Source organism: Desulfofundulus sp. JL263-se (assembly GCF_056316025.1).
Map to the genome: position 1 here is coordinate 1 of NZ_CM149993.1, position 20336 is coordinate 20336.

The 20336-nt window shown below is 44.2% G+C and carries 26 protein-coding genes; 22 read left to right on the top strand and 4 right to left on the bottom strand.

The features are described 5' to 3' along the window. Positions 1–94 precede the first annotated feature (94 nt). Positions 95–1444: a chromosomal replication initiator protein DnaA gene (gene dnaA / locus ACX4JR_RS00005; protein WP_476059008.1), complete on the bottom strand. Its 1350-nt coding sequence runs from the start codon at positions 1442–1444 to the stop codon at positions 95–97. Between the two features lie 274 nt (positions 1445–1718). Here dnaA and rpmH point away from each other — a divergent pair, with 274 nt between their 5' ends. The 10 genes from rpmH to ACX4JR_RS00055 all read left to right on the top strand — a co-directional run bounded on the left by rpmH (position 1719) and on the right by ACX4JR_RS00055 (position 9734). Further along, entirely contained in the window at positions 1719–1853 is a 135-nt protein-coding gene (gene rpmH / locus ACX4JR_RS00010; protein ID WP_476059009.1) for a 50S ribosomal protein L34, read from the top strand. A 90-nt stretch (positions 1854–1943) separates the two neighbouring features. Further along, positions 1944–2282 (top strand): ribonuclease P protein component, encoded by a 339-nt coding sequence (gene rnpA, locus ACX4JR_RS00015; RefSeq protein WP_476059010.1) that lies wholly within the window; start codon positions 1944–1946, stop codon positions 2280–2282. 15 nt (positions 2283–2297) lie between these two features. Further along, positions 2298–2507, top strand: a complete 210-nt coding sequence (gene yidD / locus ACX4JR_RS00020) for a membrane protein insertion efficiency factor YidD (RefSeq protein ID WP_476059011.1) — start codon at positions 2298–2300, stop codon at positions 2505–2507. A 29-nt stretch (positions 2508–2536) separates the two neighbouring features. Next, positions 2537–3205, top strand: coding sequence for a YidC/Oxa1 family membrane protein insertase (locus ACX4JR_RS00025; protein WP_476060595.1), 669 nt, complete (start codon positions 2537–2539; stop codon positions 3203–3205). Then, complete coding sequence (gene jag / locus ACX4JR_RS00030; protein ID WP_476059012.1) at positions 3202–3822, top strand: RNA-binding cell elongation regulator Jag/EloR; 621 nt, start codon at positions 3202–3204, stop codon at positions 3820–3822. Before ACX4JR_RS00025 ends, jag begins: the two co-directional genes overlap by 4 nt. A gap of 85 nt (positions 3823–3907) precedes the next feature. Further along, complete coding sequence (gene mnmE, locus ACX4JR_RS00035) at positions 3908–5293, top strand: tRNA uridine-5-carboxymethylaminomethyl(34) synthesis GTPase MnmE (protein WP_476059013.1); 1386 nt, start codon at positions 3908–3910, stop codon at positions 5291–5293. Positions 5294–5375: 82 nt separating this feature from the next. After that, positions 5376–7271, top strand: coding sequence for a tRNA uridine-5-carboxymethylaminomethyl(34) synthesis enzyme MnmG (gene mnmG / locus ACX4JR_RS00040; protein ID WP_476059014.1), 1896 nt, complete (start codon positions 5376–5378; stop codon positions 7269–7271). Then, complete coding sequence (rsmG, locus tag ACX4JR_RS00045; protein ID WP_476060596.1) at positions 7255–7983, top strand: 16S rRNA (guanine(527)-N(7))-methyltransferase RsmG; 729 nt, start codon at positions 7255–7257, stop codon at positions 7981–7983. Before mnmG ends, rsmG begins: the two co-directional genes overlap by 17 nt. Positions 7984–8095: 112 nt before the next feature. Continuing rightward, positions 8096–8857 carry a ParA family protein gene (locus tag ACX4JR_RS00050; protein ID WP_476059015.1) on the top strand — a complete coding sequence of 254 codons (762 nt, stop codon included), beginning with the start codon at positions 8096–8098 and terminating at the stop codon, positions 8855–8857. Next, the gene (locus tag ACX4JR_RS00055; RefSeq protein WP_476059016.1) at positions 8850–9734 is read left to right on the top strand and encodes a ParB/RepB/Spo0J family partition protein; all 885 of its coding nucleotides are present in this window, start codon (positions 8850–8852) and stop codon (positions 9732–9734) included. Before ACX4JR_RS00050 ends, ACX4JR_RS00055 begins: the two co-directional genes overlap by 8 nt. Before the next feature lie 109 nt (positions 9735–9843). Here ACX4JR_RS00055 and larC read toward each other — a convergent pair whose 3' ends face one another. Further along, positions 9844–11028: a nickel pincer cofactor biosynthesis protein LarC gene (gene larC / locus ACX4JR_RS00060; RefSeq protein WP_476059017.1), complete on the bottom strand. Its 1185-nt coding sequence runs from the start codon at positions 11026–11028 to the stop codon at positions 9844–9846. Then, positions 11025–11783 (bottom strand): nickel pincer cofactor biosynthesis protein LarB, encoded by a 759-nt coding sequence (gene larB, locus ACX4JR_RS00065; protein ID WP_476060597.1) that lies wholly within the window; start codon positions 11781–11783, stop codon positions 11025–11027. Before larB ends, larC begins: the two co-directional genes overlap by 4 nt. A gap of 200 nt (positions 11784–11983) precedes the next feature. On the opposite strand from larB, the gene ACX4JR_RS00070 reads away from it, so the two are divergent. Together ACX4JR_RS00070 and ACX4JR_RS00075 are read left to right on the top strand one after the other, a co-directional pair. Further along, positions 11984–12628, top strand: a complete 645-nt coding sequence (locus ACX4JR_RS00070; protein WP_476059018.1) for a phosphoribosyltransferase — start codon at positions 11984–11986, stop codon at positions 12626–12628. A gap of 133 nt (positions 12629–12761) precedes the next feature. Beyond that, on the top strand, positions 12762–13001 hold the full coding sequence (locus ACX4JR_RS00075) for a YkuS family protein (protein ID WP_476059019.1): 240 nt from the start codon (positions 12762–12764) through the stop codon (positions 12999–13001). Positions 13002–13037: 36 nt separating this feature from the next. On the opposite strand, the gene yyaC is transcribed toward ACX4JR_RS00075, so the two are convergent. After that, the gene (yyaC, locus tag ACX4JR_RS00080; RefSeq protein ID WP_476059020.1) at positions 13038–13643 is read right to left on the bottom strand and encodes a spore protease YyaC; all 606 of its coding nucleotides are present in this window, start codon (positions 13641–13643) and stop codon (positions 13038–13040) included. Positions 13644–13904: 261 nt separating this feature from the next. Between yyaC and ACX4JR_RS00085 the strand changes: the two genes are divergently transcribed. The 10 genes from ACX4JR_RS00085 (at position 13905) to rplI (ending at position 20329) form a co-directional block, all read left to right on the top strand. Next, positions 13905–14858 (top strand): YkvI family membrane protein, encoded by a 954-nt coding sequence (locus tag ACX4JR_RS00085; RefSeq protein ID WP_476059021.1) that lies wholly within the window; start codon positions 13905–13907, stop codon positions 14856–14858. An 82-nt stretch (positions 14859–14940) separates the two neighbouring features. After that, positions 14941–15591 carry a CvpA family protein gene (locus ACX4JR_RS00090; RefSeq protein WP_476059022.1) on the top strand — a complete coding sequence of 217 codons (651 nt, stop codon included), beginning with the start codon at positions 14941–14943 and terminating at the stop codon, positions 15589–15591. A gap of 47 nt (positions 15592–15638) precedes the next feature. Next, on the top strand, positions 15639–17081 hold the full coding sequence (locus ACX4JR_RS00095; RefSeq protein WP_476059023.1) for an aminopeptidase: 1443 nt from the start codon (positions 15639–15641) through the stop codon (positions 17079–17081). Between the two features lie 26 nt (positions 17082–17107). Next, positions 17108–17302 carry a DUF951 domain-containing protein gene (locus ACX4JR_RS00100; protein ID WP_476059024.1) on the top strand — a complete coding sequence of 65 codons (195 nt, stop codon included), beginning with the start codon at positions 17108–17110 and terminating at the stop codon, positions 17300–17302. Positions 17303–17415: 113 nt separating this feature from the next. Beyond that, on the top strand, positions 17416–17706 hold the full coding sequence (gene rpsF, locus ACX4JR_RS00105) for a 30S ribosomal protein S6 (RefSeq protein WP_476059025.1): 291 nt from the start codon (positions 17416–17418) through the stop codon (positions 17704–17706). 52 nt (positions 17707–17758) lie between these two features. Beyond that, positions 17759–18181, top strand: coding sequence for a single-stranded DNA-binding protein (locus ACX4JR_RS00110; RefSeq protein ID WP_476059026.1), 423 nt, complete (start codon positions 17759–17761; stop codon positions 18179–18181). Positions 18182–18194: 13 nt separating this feature from the next. After that, positions 18195–18425 (top strand): 30S ribosomal protein S18, encoded by a 231-nt coding sequence (gene rpsR / locus ACX4JR_RS00115; RefSeq protein WP_476059027.1) that lies wholly within the window; start codon positions 18195–18197, stop codon positions 18423–18425. A 139-nt stretch (positions 18426–18564) separates the two neighbouring features. After that, complete coding sequence (locus ACX4JR_RS00120; RefSeq protein WP_476059028.1) at positions 18565–18882, top strand: MazG-like family protein; 318 nt, start codon at positions 18565–18567, stop codon at positions 18880–18882. Positions 18883–18886: 4 nt separating this feature from the next. After that, on the top strand, positions 18887–19864 hold the full coding sequence (locus tag ACX4JR_RS00125) for a YybS family protein (protein WP_476059029.1): 978 nt from the start codon (positions 18887–18889) through the stop codon (positions 19862–19864). An 18-nt stretch (positions 19865–19882) separates the two neighbouring features. Then, entirely contained in the window at positions 19883–20329 is a 447-nt protein-coding gene (rplI, locus tag ACX4JR_RS00130) for a 50S ribosomal protein L9 (protein ID WP_476059030.1), read from the top strand. Positions 20330–20336 lie beyond the last annotated feature (7 nt).

Below are 20336 nucleotides of genomic sequence, written 5' to 3' on the forward strand. Positions count from 1 at the left end.
TGATAAATGTGCATATAAAAAAGAGGACGTTGGGTTAAGACTTTTCCGAAATGAGGGTATCAACAAATTTCAGCAGGGTTATTCACGGTAATTGTTAATTTTGTTTAATTTTTTTCTCCAGTTCTTTTAAAATGTTTTGTAGCGAGGGATCTTTTTTCGATTCTTTGGCGATTTTTTCATGGGCATGAATTACGGTGGTGTGATCTCTTCCACCGAACTGCTCTCCTATTTTGGGCAGGGAAAGGTCCGTCAGTTTCCTTGATAGGTACATTGCTATTTGTCGTGGATAAGCCACTGCCCGGGTTCTTTTTTTGGTTTTTAATTCTTCTTGCCTTATATTAAAATATTGAGCTACGACTTCTTGAATTGATTGAACGGTTATAGGTTTGGGTTTCGGTGCCGGAAGAATATCTTTCAATGCTTCGGCTGCCAGTTCCGGTGTTATTTCTTGGTTATTTAAAGAACTTATGGCTATAACTCTAATTAAGGCGCCTTCTAGTTCTCTGATGTTGGATTGTATACGATTTGCTATAAAGGAAATGGTTTCGTCCGGTATTGTATATCCTTCCAGTTGGGCTTTTTTCCTAAGGATGGCTATGCGGGTCTCCAGGTCCGGTGGCTGAATGTCGGTAATCAAACCCCACTCAAAGCGGGACCGTAACCTGTCTTCCAAGGTTGGTATTTCCTTGGGAGGTCGATCGCTGGAAATGATTAGTTGTTTATTTGCTTCATAAAGGGTATTAAATGTGTGGAAAAATTCTTCCTGAGTTCGTTCTTTGCCGGCAAGAAATTGTATATCATCTATTAATAATATGTCCATGCTGCGGTATTTGGTTCGAAATTCCACCATTTGATCGTCTTTAATGGCATTAATAAGGTCGTTGGTAAATTTCTCCGACGTTACATAGGCCACGGTTAAACTGGGGTTATTTTCCCGGATAAAATGCCCGATTGCGTGCATCAGGTGAGTTTTGCCCAGTCCCACTCCGCCGTAAATGAAAAGGGGGTTGTATGCCCTGGCAGGCGATTCGGCGACTGCCAGGCAGGCCGCGTGGGCAAATCTGTTACTATTTCCCACCACAAAGGTTTCAAAAGTATACTTGGGATTGAGGTAAGAGTTAATAAGATCATCTAGATTGGCCGGGTTGAAAGCCTTTTTGTGAAAAGGAAGGGAGCTGGTGGGAAGCTGCTCTCCTTCCAATAAAAACTTCAGTTCAATCTCTTTATTTAATATTTCTTGCAAAGTACTTTTTATTAAGGGAGCGTATCTATTATTCAGCCAATCCCGGGAAAAATGATTGGGCACTTCTATGTAAAGGACGTTATCAAGGAAGGCCAAGGGGTGCATGGACATTATCCACGTATTGAAGGAATGAACATTAAGTTTATTTTTTAAGTAAGCTACGGTATTTTGCCAGGCCTGACGTATATTATGGTCAAGCAACTTACTAACCTCCAAGTTATAATTTTATTGCTTGTTTAACAATAAATTCACAAAGCTATAACAAGTTATCAACAATTTTATCCACAGTCTGTGAATAATTGTCCACCAGTGGATAAATGATATCAGATTTTACAGGGGTTATCAACAGCGTTTTTCCCAGTGTGCATTGTAACGCTATAAACAGGTTATTTCTTGACGGGGAGTTGTTAATAATATATAATAGTTACCGTATACACCTAGTATTTTCCAGTGTTTAAGTTGAGGAGGTGTGCTCTTGAAACGGACGTATCAACCTAAGAGACGCAAAAGAAAAAAGTTGCACGGGTTTTTAAAGCGGATGTCAACGAAATCCGGGAGAAATATTATAAAAAATAGAAGAAGAAAAGGTAGAAAGAGGTTGACTGCTTAAGGCCGCTTTATTGGGAGTGGCCTTTTGTTAATTGTAAAGAAGGCTTTTCGTGCATAATTCCGCTTGATAACAATTGTAGGTTAGGTTACCATGGCCCAATTAAAAACAATTAAGAGGAATAAAGAGTATAAGAGGATCTTTCAAGAGGGCATATCTGTGGCCGACAATAAGTTTGTTTTAATTGCCAGAAAAAGTAGCAGCGATGGTTTAAGGTTTGGTTTTTCCATAAGTAAAAAGATTGGTAAGGCAGTTGTCCGGAACAGATTAAAGCGTTTATTAAAGGAAGTATGCCGGCTAAACCAGAATATTTTTATATCCGGTTATGATTATGTAATTGTCGCCCGCAAGGGAAGTGCAGGTACCGACTTTTATGAGGTGAAGGAGAGGATAGACAAACTGGCCCGCCGGTTAAAGAAAAAGTTTTCTTAAAGGTGTGGTGATTAAATGCGTCGTATTTTAATACTGCTGGTGTTGTTTTACAGAAAAGTGATTTCTCCCATGATGTTACCGCGGTGCCGTTATTGTCCTACTTGTTCGGAATATGCCTTGCAGGCGATAAGTAAATATGGTGTATTGAAAGGTTCGTGGTTGGCATTGAAGCGAATTTCCAGGTGTCATCCATTTTCCCCCGGAGGATATGATCCCCTTGTTTAAGTAGTTAAGGAGGCGATGGTTTGGGTAGCTTGTTTCAGTCTTTGGTTGATGCAATGACGCAGCTTATTCACTGGCTTTATGGCTTAACTGTTAGTTTGGGAATTCCCAGTTATGCTTTGGCCATTGTTCTTCTAACTTTATTAATTAAAATTGTATTATTTCCCCTTACCCAGAAGCAAATGGTGTCAATGCGTAAAATGCAGCAAATTCAGCCCAAAATAAAGGAAATTCAGGAAAAATACAGGAAAAAGGACCCTCAGAAAATGCAGCAGAAAATGATGGAGCTGTACAGGGAACATAATGTAAATCCCATGGCCGGTTGTCTCCCTGTTTTAATTCAAATGCCCATTTTGATAGCCCTTTTTCGTGCCTTAAGTAATAAAAACTTTAATTTTATAAATGATCAGCATGCCGGGTTCTTCTGGATAGAAAAACTGAATATGGTTGACCCGTATTTTATTTTGCCTGTTTTAGCCGCCATTACAACATATATGCAAACAAGGTTAACTACTTCGCCTACCGACCAGACGCAGCGTATTATGTTGTATACCATGCCCATATTTATCGGGTGGATTAGTACCACTGTGCCGTCCGGATTGGTGTTATACTGGATTGTTTTTAATATATTGGGATATGCCCAGCAGCTCCTTGTTAATAAGCAGACAGAGGAGGCGAAGGAAGGTGTGGCGGAAAAGTGACGGAAGTGGAGAAGACCGGTAAAACTATCGAGGAGGCAGTGGAAAGTGCGCTGGCAGAGTTAGGTGTGTCCAGGGAGGAAGTTGAGGTTGATGTTTTGGAAAAGCCGAGCAGGGGATTTCTTGGTTTAATTGGGGCCAAGCCGGGAAAGGTCAGGGTAAAGGTTATTGAAAAACCTGTCCGAAAAGCCCAGCAGCTATTGGAGCGGATTTTTGAGATAATGGGTTTAACAGTAAAAATGGACGTGGTGGAAAATGACCAGGGGTTATTAATAAGTATGCAGGGACCTGATTTGGGTATTTTAATTGGTAGGAGAGGCGAAACTTTGGATGCGTTGCAGTACCTGGTAAACCTTTCCGCCAACAAGAATCAGGAAAACAGGCAGAGAATTATTTTGGATGTTGAGGGCTATCGTAAGAGACGGGAAGAAACTTTGCGGAAATTAGCCATAAAAATGGCCAATAAAGCCAGACAAAAGGGACGTAGCATTGTTTTGGAGCCTATGAACTCCATGGAGAGGAGAATTATTCATACTACTTTGCAGGGCAGGAGTGATATTTATACTTTCAGTGAAGGAGAGGAGCCGAACCGTAAAATAGTTATTTCCCCCAGGAAATAGTGAAAAATTAAGGTTTTAGGTTATAAAATAACCCAGCCCAGAGTGTACTGTGGCTGGGTTTTTTAAAAAGTTTGGAGGGAAGAATGTGATTGAAGATACCATTGCGGCCATATCCACTCCCCTGGGTGAAGGTGGTATAGGTATTGTTCGAGTAAGTGGAAACGAAGCTTTTAAAATAGCAAAACGTATATTTAAACCGGCAAGGGGTGGTGACTGGACCAGGGGTAAGGGGCACAGGCTTATATACGGGTATGTATATGATCCCGACGGCGGTAAGGTGGTTGATGAAATTCTTCTGGGGGTAATGCGTGCCCCGCATACCTATACCAGGGAAGACGTGGTGGAATTTAACTGTCATGGTGGAATAGTTCCTTTGCGCAAGACTTTGGAACTGGTGCTTAAATACGGTGCCAGGCTGGCCGAGCCGGGGGAATTTACGAAGCGTGCCTTTTTAAATGGACGTTTAGATCTTGCCCAGGCGGAGTCCATTATTGATATTATTAGAGCTAAAACCGATGCGGGGCTGAATGTGGCCTTGGGCCAACTTAGAGGGAGATTATCTGCAGCTGTTGGAGAACTACAGGATGAATTACTGGACGTGCTGGCTAATGTTGAAGTTAGTATAGATTTTCCCGAAAATGATGTTGGTGAAGCTTCATGGGAGGAGTTAGGGCAGAGGATTGCAGTTGTTGTTAATAAGCTGGAAAAATTGCTTAAAGAAGCCGATGTTGGGAAGGTTTACCGGGAAGGTATACATACCGTTATTGTAGGAAAGCCAAATGTGGGGAAGTCTTCCTTGCTTAATGCCTTGCTCAGGGACCGCAGGGCTATTGTTACAGAAATTCCCGGGACGACGCGGGATATAATTGAGGAAGTTTTAAATATGCGGGGGATACCCGTACGTTTGGTTGATACGGCTGGGTTGCGGGAAACTGACGATGTGGTAGAACGTATCGGAGTGGAGCGGTCCCGGCAATTGATAAAACAGGCTGACCTTATATTGTTTGTTCTTGATGTTTGTGACGGCATTGAAAGTGAAGACCGGGAAATTATTGATTTAGTCAGGAACATGAGGGGAATTGTTGTTTTAAATAAAATTGATATTTGTGAAAGCAGGAATTTAAAGTCCCGGGTAAATGAGTTATTGCCTCAATGGCCGGTGGTAGAAATTTCTGCCTTAAAGGAGGAAGGCCTTTCCCGGCTGGAAGATACCATTGAAGAAGTAGTACTTGGGGGAGGGATAGCTGCCTCAGATAACGTTTTGGTAAGTAATGTACGGCATAAGGAAGCGTTGTTGAGGGCTGAGCAATATTTAAGTGACGTAATAAATGGAATGGAAGAGGGAATTCCGGCGGATTTACTGGCCGTGGATATAAGGGGCGCTTGGGAGGCCCTGGGCGAAATAACCGGTAAAACTGTTTCCGAAGACCTGGTGGATAAAATTTTTGCTGATTTCTGCGTGGGGAAGTAAAATAAATTTTATATTTTTTGGCGGGATTTAAAGGGATTAATATACCGTTCTGGGATTTGGATTTTTCAGGGAGGTGAGGTTTGTGAGGTACAATGCCGGTGAATATGACGTGGTTGTTATTGGTGCCGGGCACGCGGGGTGTGAGGCCGGTCTGGCAGCTGCAAGGATGGGTTGTAAGACCCTGGTTACCACTTTAAACCTTGATAATGTCGCCCTTATGCCATGTAACCCGGCCATGGGCGGGCCGGCCAAGGGCCAGTTGGTTCGAGAAATTGATGCCCTTGGCGGTGAAATAGGACTGAATACAGACCGTGTGGCCATACAAATGCGCATGTTGAATACTGCCAAGGGCCCCGCCGTGCGTGCTTTAAGGGCCCAGGCAGACAAAAAAAGGTACCAGGCCAGTATGAAAAGTGTGCTGGAAAACCAGCCGGGATTGGATTTAAAGCAGGTTTTGGTGGAGTCCATAGAGGTTACCAATGACCGGGTAGCTGCTGTAGTGGGAAGCACCGGTGCCGTTTTTAAGTGCCGGGCCGTGGTTATTACTACAGGTACATATTTGCGGGGCAGGATTATCATTGGGGACGTTTCTTTTGCCGGGGGCCCCAACGGCCAGTTTCCTTCCATAAAGCTCGCTTCCTGTCTCAGGGAACTGGGCTTTAAAATGGGCAGGTTTAAAACGGGCACTCCGGCCAGGGTGGACCGCAACAGTATTGACTTCAGCAAAATGGAAATTCAGCCCGGCGATGATAAGATTTATAATTTTTCTTATGTATCGCCGAAGAGGCCGAGAAGCCAGGTTCCCTGCTGGCTTACTTACACCAATGAAAGAACACATGAGATTATCCGTGAAAATTTGCACCGCTCTCCTCTTTATACCGGGAAAATTGAAGGGCGGGGCCCGAGGTACTGTCCTTCCATAGAGGATAAAGTGGTTCGTTTTGCCGATAAGCCTGCCCACCAGGTTTTTGTTGAGCCGGAGGGGCTGGATACTACGGAAATGTACGTGCAGGGCATGTCCAGCAGCCTGCCGGAAGATGTGCAGTTGAAAATGCTCCGGACTATTCCCGGTTTGGAAAGGGTTGAAATTATGCGTCCCGGCTACGCTATTGAATATGATTATATAGATCCAACGGAATTAAAACTGTCTCTAGAGACAAAAAAGATAAAGGGACTTTTTACCGCCGGCCAGATTAACGGGACTTCCGGCTACGAAGAGGCTGCAGCCCAGGGGATCATAGCAGGTATTAACGCGGTAAAATATATCAGAGATGAGGAACCCTTTATAGTTTCCCGTTCCGAGGGCTATATCGGCGTGCTTATAGATGATTTGGTTACCAAAGGTACCAATGAACCGTACCGGCTTTTAACTTCCCGGGCGGAGTACAGGCTTTTGCTGCGGCACGACAATGCTGACCTGAGATTTACTGAAAAAGGCCGGCAGCTGGGTCTGATTTCCGATGAGAGGTACAGGTATTTCTTGGAGAAGAAGAAACAGGTGGAAGATGAAGTGGAGCGCCTGGGGAGGACCATGGTTCCCGTTAATGAAGAGGTAAAAAGAACTTTAAAAAATTTGGGGACTGCCGAAATAAAGAAACCTACATCCCTGGCGGGATTGCTGCGGAGGCCTGAATTGAGTTATGACGATATTTTAAAGCTTCCCGGCGAGCATCCTTCCCTTTCGGACGAGGTTAAAGAAGAAGTGGAAATTCAAATCAAGTACGAAGGATATATTAAAAAACAAATGTCTCAGGTGGAAAAATTCGAGAAGCTGGAAAAAAAGCGTATTCCTGAAGATATTGATTACGATTCCATTAAGGGCTTGGCTACCGAGGCGAAGCAAAAATTAAAAGAAATAAGACCCAGTTCCGTGGGACAGGCGGCCAGGATTTCCGGCGTCAACCCGGCGGATATATCGGTTTTACTGGTTTATCTGGAGCAGGTGAGACGTGGTGCCAGGAATGGACATGCCCGGTGAAATGATTTTTTATTTAAAAAAAGGCGCGGGCGAGCTGGGACTTAGTTTATCTCCCCGGCAGGTGGATTTATTTATTGAATATTACAGGTTACTGCTTGAGCATAATGAAAAGGCCAACCTTACCGGTATAACAGCACAAAAGGATGTGGCCCTGAAACACTTTGTTGATTCCCTTTGTTGTGGTATTGTTGAAGATTTTTCAGGTTTTAAAACCGTTGTGGATGTAGGTTCCGGCGCTGGTTTTCCCGGCCTTCCTCTAAAAATAGCTTATCCCCAAATACAGCTATTTCTTTTAGATTCTCAGAAGAAAAGAATAGAATTTTTAAGAAAGGTTGTCAGGGCACTATCTTTGGTTGGGGTTGAGATTTTCCATGAGCGGGCTGAGAATTTCGGAACTGATAGGGGTAACAGGGAGAGATACGACATATGTGTAAGCCGGGCTGTAGCTCCCCTGGGAACGCTGGCGGAACTGTGCCTGCCTCTTGTCAGAGTTGGCGGTAATTTTCTGGCCCTTAAGGGCCCGGGTGTTGAGGATGAAATTAACAAAGCCGGTAACGCCATTGATGTATTGGGGGGGAAAATCAGGTGTATTCAGAAATTTAATTTACCTGTTAGCGGAGATGGAAGAAGCATAGTTGTTATTGAGAAAAGTGCTCTCACCCCGGCCAGGTATCCCAGAAAGCCCGGGATTCCGGCCAAGCGCCCGCTTTAAATATTTATTTGGTTTTTTAAACCAGTAAGTAAGCTCACTTATGAAGGACTTCCACAATGATTGTGGAATTATTTTTTGTACATATAAGGTTTTTGGGGTGAGGTGCTGTTTAGTGAGTAAAATAATCGCTGTTGCCAATCAGAAAGGGGGAGTTGGTAAAACTACCACCGCCGTAAATTTAGCCGCCTGGCTTTCCCTTATGAAATACAGAGTACTTTTGGTTGATGTAGATCCACAGGGTAATGCCACCAGTGGTGTTGGGATTAATAAAGATTCACTGGAAAGTTGTATTTACGATATTATCATTGAGGGTTCTGATATAAACGATGTAATTTTACGCGGGGTAATGGATAATTTGGATGTGGTCCCCTCCAGTATTGAATTGGCCGGTGCTGAAGTTGAACTGGTGGGGCGGAAGGATAGGGAACTGGTTTTAAGGAGGGCCCTGGAATCTGTCCGGGAGAAATATAGTTATATAATTATTGATTGTCCTCCTTCCCTGGGGCTGTTAACTATTAATGCTTTAGCGGCGGCGGACTCAGTGCTGGTTCCTATCCAGTGTGAATATTATGCCCTGGAAGGTGTAGGGCAACTTATGAATACCATTCGCCTGGTACAACAGGGATTGAATAAGAATCTGCGCTTGCAGGGTGTTGTTTTAACTATGTTTGATGGCCGTACGAACCTTTCTATTCAGGTTGTTGATGAAGTTAAAAAATATTTTAAGGGAAAGGTTTACCGCAGTATTATTCCCAGAAATGTGCGGCTGAGTGAAGCTCCCAGTCACGGCAAGCCCATTATGCTTTATGATAAGCGGTCGCGGGGTGCTGAGGTATATCAGGAACTGGCCAGGGAAGTGATTGGCATTGGGTAGCAAAAAGAGGGGCCTTGGCCGGGGCTTGGGTGCGCTGATTCCCACCGGGCCGGAAGAAGAAAAATCCGGCGGTGAATTAAAAGAAATAAGGGTAAAGGATATAATACCAAATCCGGAACAACCAAGGATGTTTATTGATCGTGAAAAATTGCAGGAATTGATTGAATCAATTAAGGAACATGGTGTTGTTCAGCCGGTGGTTGTGCGGCCGGTTGGCGATGATAAGTATGAGCTTATTGCCGGGGAAAGAAGGTGGCGGGCGTGTAAGGAACTTGGTATGGAGTATATTCCGGCCCTGGTTAAGGAATATGATGATCTTCAGGCTTCAGCCGTTGCCCTTATCGAAAATATTCAGCGGGAAAATCTTAATGCCTTGGAGGAGGCCCAGGCTTACAGCCGTTTGATGAATGAATTTGGCTTAACGCAGGAGGACGTTTCCCGCAGGCTTGGAAAGAGCAGGCCCTTCATTGCCAATATGGTGAGACTTTTAACTCTTCCGGAAGAAGTAAGGGAAATGGTAAGGGAAGGTTCCATATCTGCAGGGCATGCCCGGGCCCTGGTGGCGTTAAGAAATAAGGATTTACAGATGGCTGCCGCTTTAAAAATTGTAAGGCGCCATCTTAATGTCAGGCAAACGGAACAAATGGTAAAGAGGATGCTGGAGGAAAGGGAAAATAATGATGCCCCCAAAAAAACCAGGGACCCCGAATTGAAGGATTCGGAAGAAATAATAGAAAAAAATTTAAGGGTTAAAGTATCTATTAAAAAAGGAAAAGGTGGCAAGGGAAAAATTATTATAAATTTCACCAGCGAGGAAGATTTTAACAGGTTGGTGGAATTTTTAGCTGGAAAAAATGTTTCACGTGAAACAATTTAAATGTTTCACGTGAAACATTTTTTATTGGGGTGATCGTGCCGGTTAAAATCTTAGACTGCAGCAACCAATTGGGTAACAAAAAGGCTTCCGGAAAATATCTTCAGAAGCCTTAATTATTTTTTAAAAAGTTTTCCGCCTCTGTTAAAGCAACCCTATATACTTCTTTTAAGGAAACGTTGTACCGTTTAGCTGCTTTCTTGCAATCTTCGAATTCAGGAGCGTATTGTACCGGCCGGCTGTCATCTCCCAGCGTTGCAATTTTAATATTTATATCTCCATATGGAGTAGGTAGCTTAATTACTTTGCGACGGGCTACAATTCGGGATTCCCTTCTGTAACGCACCCCGAGGGTTGTACTTTCTTTGAAAAGTATGTTTATAAATTCCCTGTCCTTGCCGGGAGGGCATAAAACCTTGACCTGGATTCCCCACCGTCCCTTTTTCATAATCACATTTTGAATATAGACATCCAGCGCGCCGGCTTTAAGTAAAGTTTCCTGCAAGTAGGGAACAAGTTCCGGGTTCATATCGTCAATATTGCATTCCAGTACATCAATTTCTTCCCTAATTCCCGGCAAATTAAGTTCACTGGTGCCCAGCATAACCCGTAATGCATTGGGGATACCCAGGTCGTTGCTGCCAATTCCATATCCTATTTTTTCCACCCACATCTCTGGAACCTTAAAATCGTTAACCAGGGTTTTAACAATGGCTGCACCGGTGGGGGTGACCAGTTCACCGTCCACGGGGCCCCAGCGCACGGGAAGTCCCTTTATCAATTCCGCAGTGGCCGGTGCGGGAACCGGTAGCATTCCGTGTTCACACTTTATATACCCTCCGCCCATGGGCAGAGTATTGCAATAAATTTTGTCCGGCTGTAATATATGGATAGCTATGGCAGCACCGACAACATCCAATATTGAATCAACGGCACCAACTTCGTGAAAGTGAATTTTATCTACGGATGTTCCGTGCACCTTTGCTTCGGCGCGGGCCAGGTTGTCAAATGTTTTTAATGCTGTTTTCTTTATTCCGTCAGGTAAGGTGCTTTCTTTAATAATGCGTTCTATATCCCTTAGGTGCCGCCGGGGCTGGTTTTCCTTTACTTTAATTTCTACCCGGGTTCCTGTCAGGCCGCAACTTTTGGCAGGAATAATCCTGAAATCGTACCCGCCCAAATCAAGCAAATTTAATTTATCCAGTAATTCATTCCTGTCCAAGCCTGCATCCAGTAAGGCTGATAAAAACATATCCCCGCTTATACCGGCAAAACAATCAATAAATAAAACCTTCATTTTCCCACCTTCAACATATAAATAGAACGGGCTAAAGCAGCCGCGCCAAAGCCATTATCGATATTTACCACTCCTACTCCCATGGCGCAGCTGTTTAACATGGACAACAGCGCAGCCAGCCCTCCAAAATTGGCGCCGTACCCGACGCTGGTGGGTACCGCTATTACCGGCTTGTCCGTCAATCCCCCCACCACACTGGCAAGGGCCCCTTCCATTCCGGCCACAACGATAATTACCATGGCATTATGCAATAACTGCTGGTTATTCAATAAGCGGTGAATTCCCGCCACCCCTACGTCGTAAAGCCGCTTGACGGGGCAACCCATTATCTCAGCACATACCGCTGCCTCTTCGGCAACGGGTAAATCAGCGGTACCTGCACTGACCACCAGTATATAATTGTGGTTGCTTTTTACGGGAACGTGTCCCTGCACAATACAGCGGGCCATGGAGTGATATTCAGCTTCAGGACATCTTTTTTTAACGGCGTCAAATACTTCTTTATTAGCCCTGGTGGCAAGAACTGCTCCGTGGTGTAAAGATAATTCATAAAATATTTTCGCCACCTGCTCGGGGCTCTTGCCCTGGCAAAAAATCACCTCCGGAAAGCCCGTGCGGAAGTGGCGGTGGTGATCAATTTTTGCAAATTGTAGATCCTGATAAGGGAAAAATTCCAACTTGGTTAAAGCTTCTTCCACATCGACATTTCCTGCGGCAACTTGTTTTAATAAGTTCCTTAAAAAGGTTCTGTTCAAAAGTATTATCACCGTCCTTTCAACCGCCGGAGGATCCCTTTTAAGCATGGCAATTTCCCGGCAAACTTTATTATAACGTAAAACTTTTTTCAAATATAGAATTCTTTTCGCTGAAATATCCATGAGCAAAAAGTTAAGCAAAAAGGGACATTATAGTAAAAGTTGACTCATATGCGAATACTAGTAAAAAAGGGGAGATTATGATGTTTGCCAACAGAAAAGAAGCAGGGGCCAAACTGGCCAAAAAACTGCTGAGAAAAAATATTAAAAAAGGCATAATTATGGCCATTCCCCGGGGCGGTGTAGTGGTGGCGGCAGAAATAGGAAGGGAACTGAACTTGCCGGTGGATTTAATAATTCCACGCAAGATAGGGGCCCCCATAAACCCCGAAATGGCGGTGGGGGCGGTAACCCAGGACGGTACGGCCATATTCGATCACAATGTTTTGGGAAAATTGGGTTTAAAAGAAAAGGACTTGAAGGATACGGTGAACGAGGAAATAAAGGAAATAAAGCGCCGCATGATAAAGTACCGGGGCAGCGAAGAATACCCTGATTATTCAGGCAAAGAAATTATCCTGGTGGATGACGGCGTGGCCACAGGCTCTACAGTTCTGGCCGCCATAAAATCCCTGTACAAGCTTTTTAAGCCGGAGCGCCTTATTTTGGCCGTTCCCGTAGCACCGCCGGAAGTAATGGCCAGGTTAAAGAAGGAAGTGGACGAGGCCGTATGCCTGGTAGAGCCGGAAAATTTTTACGCCGTAGGACAATTTTACGATGATTTTAGACAAGTTAAGGATGAAGACGTTATAGAACTTCTAAATTCTGCAGCGAAAGTAAACTAGCCAGGAAATGCTTTTACGCGCCGGGATGATTGGGGAGAGGATTTCACTTGTCGTTTATAACCAAATTTGTATAAACCGTTTAAATTTGCGGTAAGCTAAAAATAACGATATCTCAAATCGAGGAGGATAACACGTGAAAAGAAAAATAGCAGTGGACGAATCCCTCTTAAACGTGAAGAAAAAGTTAACTCAGGAAGGTTATGACGTGGTAGGCGCTGCTGAATATGAAGGGGCAGATGCAATTGTAGTAACAGGCCTGGATAATAACATGATGAATATGCAAGAAACCGACACCAAGGCACCCGTTATAGATGCCAGCGGCAAGAGTCCGGAAGAAATAGTTTCAGAAGTAAAAAGTAAATTAGAAATTTAAAGGGCCCGGAAAAATAACTCCCGGACCCTTTAAATTTTAAACCTCCGTTACCTCATTTTGCAAATAAACTGCCAGGGTATTATGAAATCCTTTAACAATCATATCTGCCATCCGCATTACCAGGTTCAGCCTGGTATTTTGCAAAACCAGGTATTCCATGAATCCACCCACATTAACTATGCCGGTAATGTGAATGTGACCCACAGGAGGGAGATTTTTATTAACTCCGGCCCCCGGCTGCAGAGAGCCGTCACCAATGGTTATGCAACCTACATTTTCCAAACTCCCAAGGCATGCGTCTACGGCAATAATAAAAGGGTCCCTAAAATTTTCTTGAATCTCTTTTAGAGTTTCTCTAATATTGTTGGCGTGAACAGGTTTGTCCAGTGTACCGTATACCTTAAAAAACTTCTGCCCTGAGGACAGCATTTTGGTGCCCACCAGGGGGCCCAGGCAATCCCCGGTGGAACGGTCAGTACCAATACATAATAAAATTACGGGGCGATTCTGCAAAATTTTGTAGCTTTCCAGGCGCCTGGCCAATTCCAGGCTGAAATTACTGACCGCCATGGGCTCCTCTATATGAATACGCGTCTTTTTGGGCAACAGCAGTTGATTTTCAACATGGTTGATTATACTCATATTTATTCCTCCCGGCAAAAACAAAACTAATATATTTATTTCCAAATGTGCCTGGAATTATTCTAAAAGTCTTATTATTTAACTAATAAACATAAAAATATATCAACGGCTATCAACGGCCAGTTGAACAGTAATCAGGGGGGTGATTCACTGAGGCCAGTAAAATCCGGATCTCTATATTTCAAGGTAATTGCCACCTATATAGGTTCCATAATCGGGGCCGGATTTGCTTCCGGGCAGGAAATTATGCAGTTTTTTATTATGTACGGAGATAAGGCTATGTATGGGGTGCTAATAAGCAGCATTTTATTTGCTTATCTGGGTGCCCTTGTTTTATATCTTTCCAGCAAACTAAAAACCAGCGGTTATGAGAGATTATTTTCTTATGTACTGGGAACCAGAATAAGTAAATATATGGATTTTATAAGCCTGGTCATGCTGGTGGGAGGACTGGGAATAATGCTGGCAGGCAGCGGGGCTATCTTTTCCGAACACCTGGGTCAATCCAAATATGTGGGAATTACATTAGCTGCCGCCATAACCTGCCTGGTAATTTTGGGCGGGTTACAGGGAGTTCTCATGGCCAATGCCTTTTTGGTACCTGTTAAGGTAACGGTAATAATAGCTGTTTGCATTTGGGCAATAATGCATGCCGGTCCCCTTCCACAGGATTTTTTTCAAAATGTTTCAGCAAATAAAGTAGCCGGGCACTGGATGTGGTCGGCGGTGCTTTATGTTTCATATAATATGATTGTGCCCGTTGCCGTGTTATCGTCCCTGGGGCAGGCCATAAGCGAGAAAGAAGGTATATTGAGTGGAATAACCGGTGGAATAGGCCTCGGTATAACTGCCGGCATAATAACCCTGGCAGGTCTTGTCTTCTACCCGGCAATAATTCATTACCAGGTGCCCCTTCTTTACCTTGCCCAGCAGGCAGGAGAACACTGGCAGAAGTTCCTGGGTTTTTTAATTTGGCTTGCCATTTTAACAACGGCCATAGCTGATGCCCATGGTTTTGCAAGCAGGCTGGCACCGTTGAACAGTAAAAAATACAAAATAATCGGCGTGGGAATTACCTTACTAACCATACCCCTGGCAGGGGTGGAATTTCCAAAACTTGTAAAAAATCTTTACCCGCTGTTCGGGTATGCAGGGCTGGTGCTTGTTTTTGCTCTCTTAATTACACCGGTATACAGGCGTTTTTTTGTACATTAACCTGTATCATGCAGGTTTTTTATTTTTCAGGGTGAATAACATTTAAAAACATATTACCTGCAAAATTCGGGAGAGGCGTTATATGAATTGGCTGGACTGGATATTCATAATAATTATAGTTGTTTCAGCGATCAGGGGACTTAGAGTGGGATTTTTTGCCGGTATATCCGGTACTGCAGGATTACTGGGGGGAATCTGGGCGGCCGCCCGCTTTCACGGACAATTGGCAGATTACCTGGCCGCCCGGTGGAATTGGGATGATAAAATAGCGGAAATTCTGCTTTCCTGGGTTTTACAAATTTACCCGGATTTTTTACCGGCGGCCGGCGGCTTGCCGGACAGTATTATTTCAACCGGTACGCAAATAATTTACCCCGCTGTGGATACTATTTTAAGCATCATTGCCTTTGGAATGATTGTAACTGCCGTTTACCTGGTGGCGGGAGGAATTTTGCGCCTGGCGTCCCTTACCATTTCCCGTACCATATTTTTTCCCTTTGACAGGCTGGGCGGGCTGGTATTGGGGCTGGTTAAAGGAGGTTTGCTGGCAACAGCCATTTTAGTGATCTTATTATGGCTGAATACACCTCTTTCCTTGCTTTTATCGCCGGCAGGGGGCCCGCAAATTCTAGTTGTAGCCCTGGAAAAATCCAAAATAGCTCCTTTTATGCTGAATATAATTAAGGTTTTTAACCTGACGCTTCCGGGCTTAAACATGAATACACTTATTTGAAATTCCGGGCTCGATAATTTTAGGGAAAGGGTAAATACTATAGGAGTATGGATGGAAAAAATTTAACTTGCGGGGTGAAGAAAATGAGCACACCGGATTTGGAATATCAGAGAAAAAATGTTTGGTCTGTGGTCAGCGACAGGGAAAAAGAGGCAATTATGCACTTTGCCGAGGACTATAAGGCATTTTTAAACAATGCTAAAACCGAAAGGGAGGTAGTTCAGGCCTCCGTTTCCATTTTAAATGACGCCGGTTTCCGTGACCTTAGACAGGTGCAGGGAAAACTGGGGCCCGGAGATAAAGTATTTGCGGTAATTAATAATAAAGCCCTGCTGGCAATAGTGGTGGGGGCCAGGCCTATCTATGAGGGATTTAACTTGGTGGGGGCACATATCGACAGCCCACGCCTGGACCTTAAGCCGCAGCCGGTAGCTGAAGAAGAGGAACTGGCTCTATTTAAGACCCACTATTACGGCGGCATAAAGAAATATCACTGGCTGGCCGTGCCTTTGGCCTTGCACGGCGTAGTGGTAAAGGGTGACGGCAGGGTAGTGCCGGTTGTAATAGGTGAAAATCCTGCGGACCCTGTATTTACCATTGCCGATTTGCTGCCGCACCTGGCCAAGGACCAAATGGAGAAAAAACTTGCAGAGGTATATACCGGCGAAGATTTACGTGCCCTCACGGGAAGCGTTCCCATAAAGGGTGATGAAAAAAATAACGAGAGGAATAAAGTAAAAATTGCCGTTCTGGATTTATTATACAGGCAGTACGGTATTGTGGAAGAGGACTTGATAAGTGCGGAACTACAGCTGGTCCCCGCCTGGCCGCCGAGAGATGTGGGACTGGACCGGAGCATGATTGGCGCATACGGCCAGGACGACCGGGTGTGCGCGTATACAGGCCTGCGGGCCCTTACGGAAGTGCACCAACCTCAAAGAACATCAGTTCTTCTCCTGGCAGATAAAGAAGAAATTGGAAGTACGGGTAATACAGGAATGGAAAGTTTCCTGCTGGCCAATGTAATGGCTGAAGTGGTATATTTACTCACAGGGAATGATTCCAGCTTGATGCTGCGCAGGGCGCTGGCAAATTCCCGAGCCCTGTCTGCCGATGTAAATGCTGCCTTAAATCCTAACTTTTCAAATGTTATGGAAAAGGATAATGCCTGCAGGCTTGGCTATGGGGTGGCCGTTACCAAGTATACGGGGTCGGGAGGCAAAAAGGGCGCCAATGATGCCCATGCTGAATTCCTGGGTATGATTCGCAGTGTATTCAATACCAATAAGGTGGTCTGGCAAACCGGAGAACTGGGTAAAGTAGATCAGGGCGGGGGAGGAACCATCGCCTACATGCTGGCAAAATACGGCATGAATGTGGTAGATTGCGGAGTTGCCCTTTTAGGCATGCATTCGCCCATGGAGGTGGCCAGTAAAGGAGATATATTTATGGCTTACCGCGGCTATAATGCCTTTTTTAATTCTTTTTAAATTTTAAAGGTTCGGGGGTGCGCCACGTGTTTGTAAGATATTATGTGGGGGATGTGGTAAAAATGCGCAAACCCCATCCCTGTGGGGGAGAGGATTGGGAGGTAATGCGCACCGGTGTGGATTTTAGAATAAAGTGCCTTACTTGCGGCAGGGTACTGATGATTCCAAGGCCAAAGTTTGAAAAAAGCGTTAAAAAAATAGTTAAGCGTATACATACTTAACTTGTAACTTACCAGCTTTTATGTTATACTAACCTGGTACAATTAAAGATTGTTTCCCCCTGCTCCACCTTAAGGTTGGGGCCGTTAGTCCGCAGGGAGGAGGTGAATGGCAGTTGCGCGAGTACGAAGTTCTGTACATCTTAAAGCCCGATCTGGATGAGGAAACCGTAACGTCCAATATGGAAAGGTATAAGGGCGTTGTCGAACAGCATGGCGGTGAAGTAACTAACCTGGAAAAGTGGAGCAAAAGGAAATTGGCCTATGATATTAAAAAGTATAAAGAGGGCCTCTACATACTGATGAATTTCAAAGGAACTCAAGAAATTGCTCAAGAAATTGACCGCTTGTTGAAGATTAACGAGTCTGTGCTCCGCCATATAATTATCCGGGAAGACGATGAATAGGAAGGTATTGATATTTTTTAAAGGGAGAGTATTGCCGGGGCGGTGAATAATCTTGTTTAACCGGGTGATATTGATCGGTCGCCTTACTCGGGAGCCGGAACTAAGACATACGCCCGGCGGAACGCCGGTGGCCAGTTTTACCCTGGCAGTGGACCGGGAATTTGTCAACCGTCAGGGGGAGCGGGAAACCGATTTTATTAATATTATAGCCTGGCGTAAACTGGGGGAGACTTGCGCCAATCACCTTTCCAAGGGCAGGCTTGTTGCTGTGGAAGGGAGATTACAAATTCGTTCCTATGATGATAGCCAGGGTATCCGGCGTAAAGCGGCAGAGGTAGTTGCCAATACCGTTAAATTTCTTGACGGCCCGAGGGATGGACAACAATCCGGCAGTTCATTCGATTCCGGTTCTCAAGACGATTTTGAAGGTTTCGGCAGCGAGATAAGTTTTAATGAGGATGAAGTTCCGTTTTAAGGAGGATTGTTGAATGAGGCGAGACAGAGGGCGTCGTGGCAAAAAACGGGTTTGCAGTTTTTGCGTGGATAAAATAGAAAAGATAGATTATAAAGATGTTCCCCGCCTTAAAAAGTTTATTACCGAACGTGGAAAAATTCTCCCCCGGAGAATTTCTGGAAATTGTGCCCACCACCAGCGCATGCTTACCCGGGCCATAAAGCGGGCAAGAAATATGGCTTTAATGCCATATACCATTGAATAAAAAAACAATAAGCGGTCAAAAAAGGAACGCTGTTAAGGCGTTCCTTTTTTAAGGTGTATTTGAAGGAAAATACCATTTTTTACAGAAATTAAATACAGTTACATACAATTTTTCCCATAATATAAAGGAGGCCCTCTAAATGTTTCCGGCTGACCAAAAACCTGGTATTGCCAAGAATATTAAAGTTATAGAATGGTTAAAAGCAGATCTTATGGCTTCTGCATCCTCGCTGTTTAAAGCCATGCTGCGTGGAAGTGAAGAAAGACTCTTAGATGCTCTGGCCAGTATCGTATTAACCTGTTATATTTTAGGTAGGAGGCTGGGAATAAATTATTCCCGGCTGGATTTAAGAGTGGAGGCCAAGTTGCGCCAAAGTATAGACGAAGACCACGAAGTGGAAAAGTGGTACGGTGATCTTTCGCATTTACTGAGGTATTTTGTAGAAAAAAAGAGGTGATCCCTTGCAGCCCAATTTCGGCAACCGAACCTGGCATGAACTGGGATTCATAGTTTTTGTTGAAGTATTGCTGGCGCTGCTGGCAATGTACGTCCCTGTCCTACACTTTCCTGCGTTACTGCTTTTTCCTTTACCTGTTGCACTTACGGTCCGCAAGTACCACCTGGCTGTATCTTTATGGTGTTTGCTGGCGGTAACACTGGTAGTTTTCTTTGTTTTTAAAAAACCCCTGGCCGTGCTGTCCTTTACTGTGGAAGCAGGAATAATTGGAGTGGTTATAGGCCTCTTATTTAAAAATTATGTTTCTCCCGGGCGCAGCTTAAAAATTTTAACCGGGCTGGCGGTCATTATTACCCTGGCCATGCTGTTACTGGCCTATGGGGTAAGTGGGATTCACCCTTTTGTAATTGAAGAAAACCTTATTACCGATGTTGACCAGTTAAATGAACTGTATAGTGAACTGTATAATGATTTGGGTTTATTAAGTCAAGAGGAGCAACGGCAAGTAAGAAAAAATATTGAAAATATTATAGAACTTATGGCAGTGCTCGTGCCGGGCAGCATGGTAATCTGGGCCATAATAAGAACAGTATTCAGCTATTTTTTGGCCGACAGAATGTTTCGCCGCCTTGGCTACAAGATGGAGAAATTACCGCCGTTTAGCAGCTGGCAATACCCATGGTACATTATATGGGGATTAATAATTGGACTGGCCTTATTTCTTGCCGGGGATGAGTGGAACCTGATATTAGTGGGTAACATCGGGAAAAATGTGCTCTACGTAATGGCTTTTTTATTCATAGTTTCAGGTTTTTCCGTTTTTACATATTTTATCAGGAGATGGAAGGTGCCTGCTATAATAAAAGGGATGGTCGCTTTTATAATTATCCTGTACTGGCCGTTAATCATGGGCTTCATCTTAATTTTAGGCATATTGGATACCATAATAAATTTGCGCAAAATAGGGGTTAAAGGTGAATAAGGAGGCTGAATTGAAGAAGTGAAAGTCATTTTAGTGGATGACGTTAAAAAGTTGGGGAAAAGGGGCGACGTTGTAAATGTTGCCGACGGATATGCGCGCAACTTTTTGATACCAAAGGGGCTGGCAGTTGAGGCTACTCCGGGAAGAATGAAAGAGCTGCAGAAGCAAAAGGAAAAAGAGTCTGAACTCCGGGCCCAGGAGGAAAAACAGGCCCGGGAACTTGCCGGAAAACTGGAAAATATAAAAGTAACCATACCGGTAAAAGTAGGGGAGGCCGGCAAATTGTTCGGAGCGGTGAGCAATAAGGATATAGTTGAGGCTTTAAATAAAAAACACAACATCAAGCTGGATAAAAAGAAAGTCATCTTGAAAGAACCCATCAAGTCGCTGGGGACGTATCCCGTGACAATTAAGCTGCACCCCAAAATACAGGCCAAGCTGGACGTAACAGTGGTAGAAGAATAGGTATAGG

Excerpts from the sequence above, each read along its gene's own strand:
- rnpA (WP_476059010.1), top strand. The coding sequence starts at position 1,944 with ATGGCCCAATTAAAAACAATTAAGAGGAATAAAGAGTATAAGAGGATC.
- yidD (WP_476059011.1), top strand. The coding sequence starts at position 2,298 with ATGCGTCGTATTTTAATACTGCTGGTGTTGTTTTACAGAAAAGTGATT.
- rsmG (WP_476060596.1), top strand. The coding sequence starts at position 7,255 with ATGGACATGCCCGGTGAAATGATTTTTTATTTAAAAAAAGGCGCGGGC.
- larC (WP_476059017.1), bottom strand. The coding sequence starts at position 11,028 with ATGAAGGTTTTATTTATTGATTGTTTTGCCGGTATAAGCGGGGATATG.
- ACX4JR_RS00070 (WP_476059018.1), top strand. The coding sequence starts at position 11,984 with ATGATGTTTGCCAACAGAAAAGAAGCAGGGGCCAAACTGGCCAAAAAA.
- yyaC (WP_476059020.1), bottom strand. The coding sequence starts at position 13,643 with ATGAGTATAATCAACCATGTTGAAAATCAACTGCTGTTGCCCAAAAAG.
- ACX4JR_RS00085 (WP_476059021.1), top strand. The coding sequence starts at position 13,905 with ATGTACGGAGATAAGGCTATGTATGGGGTGCTAATAAGCAGCATTTTA.
- ACX4JR_RS00090 (WP_476059022.1), top strand. The coding sequence starts at position 14,941 with ATGAATTGGCTGGACTGGATATTCATAATAATTATAGTTGTTTCAGCG.
- ACX4JR_RS00095 (WP_476059023.1), top strand. The coding sequence starts at position 15,639 with ATGGATGGAAAAAATTTAACTTGCGGGGTGAAGAAAATGAGCACACCG.
- rpsR (WP_476059027.1), top strand. The coding sequence starts at position 18,195 with ATGAGGCGAGACAGAGGGCGTCGTGGCAAAAAACGGGTTTGCAGTTTT.
- ACX4JR_RS00120 (WP_476059028.1), top strand. The coding sequence starts at position 18,565 with ATGTTTCCGGCTGACCAAAAACCTGGTATTGCCAAGAATATTAAAGTT.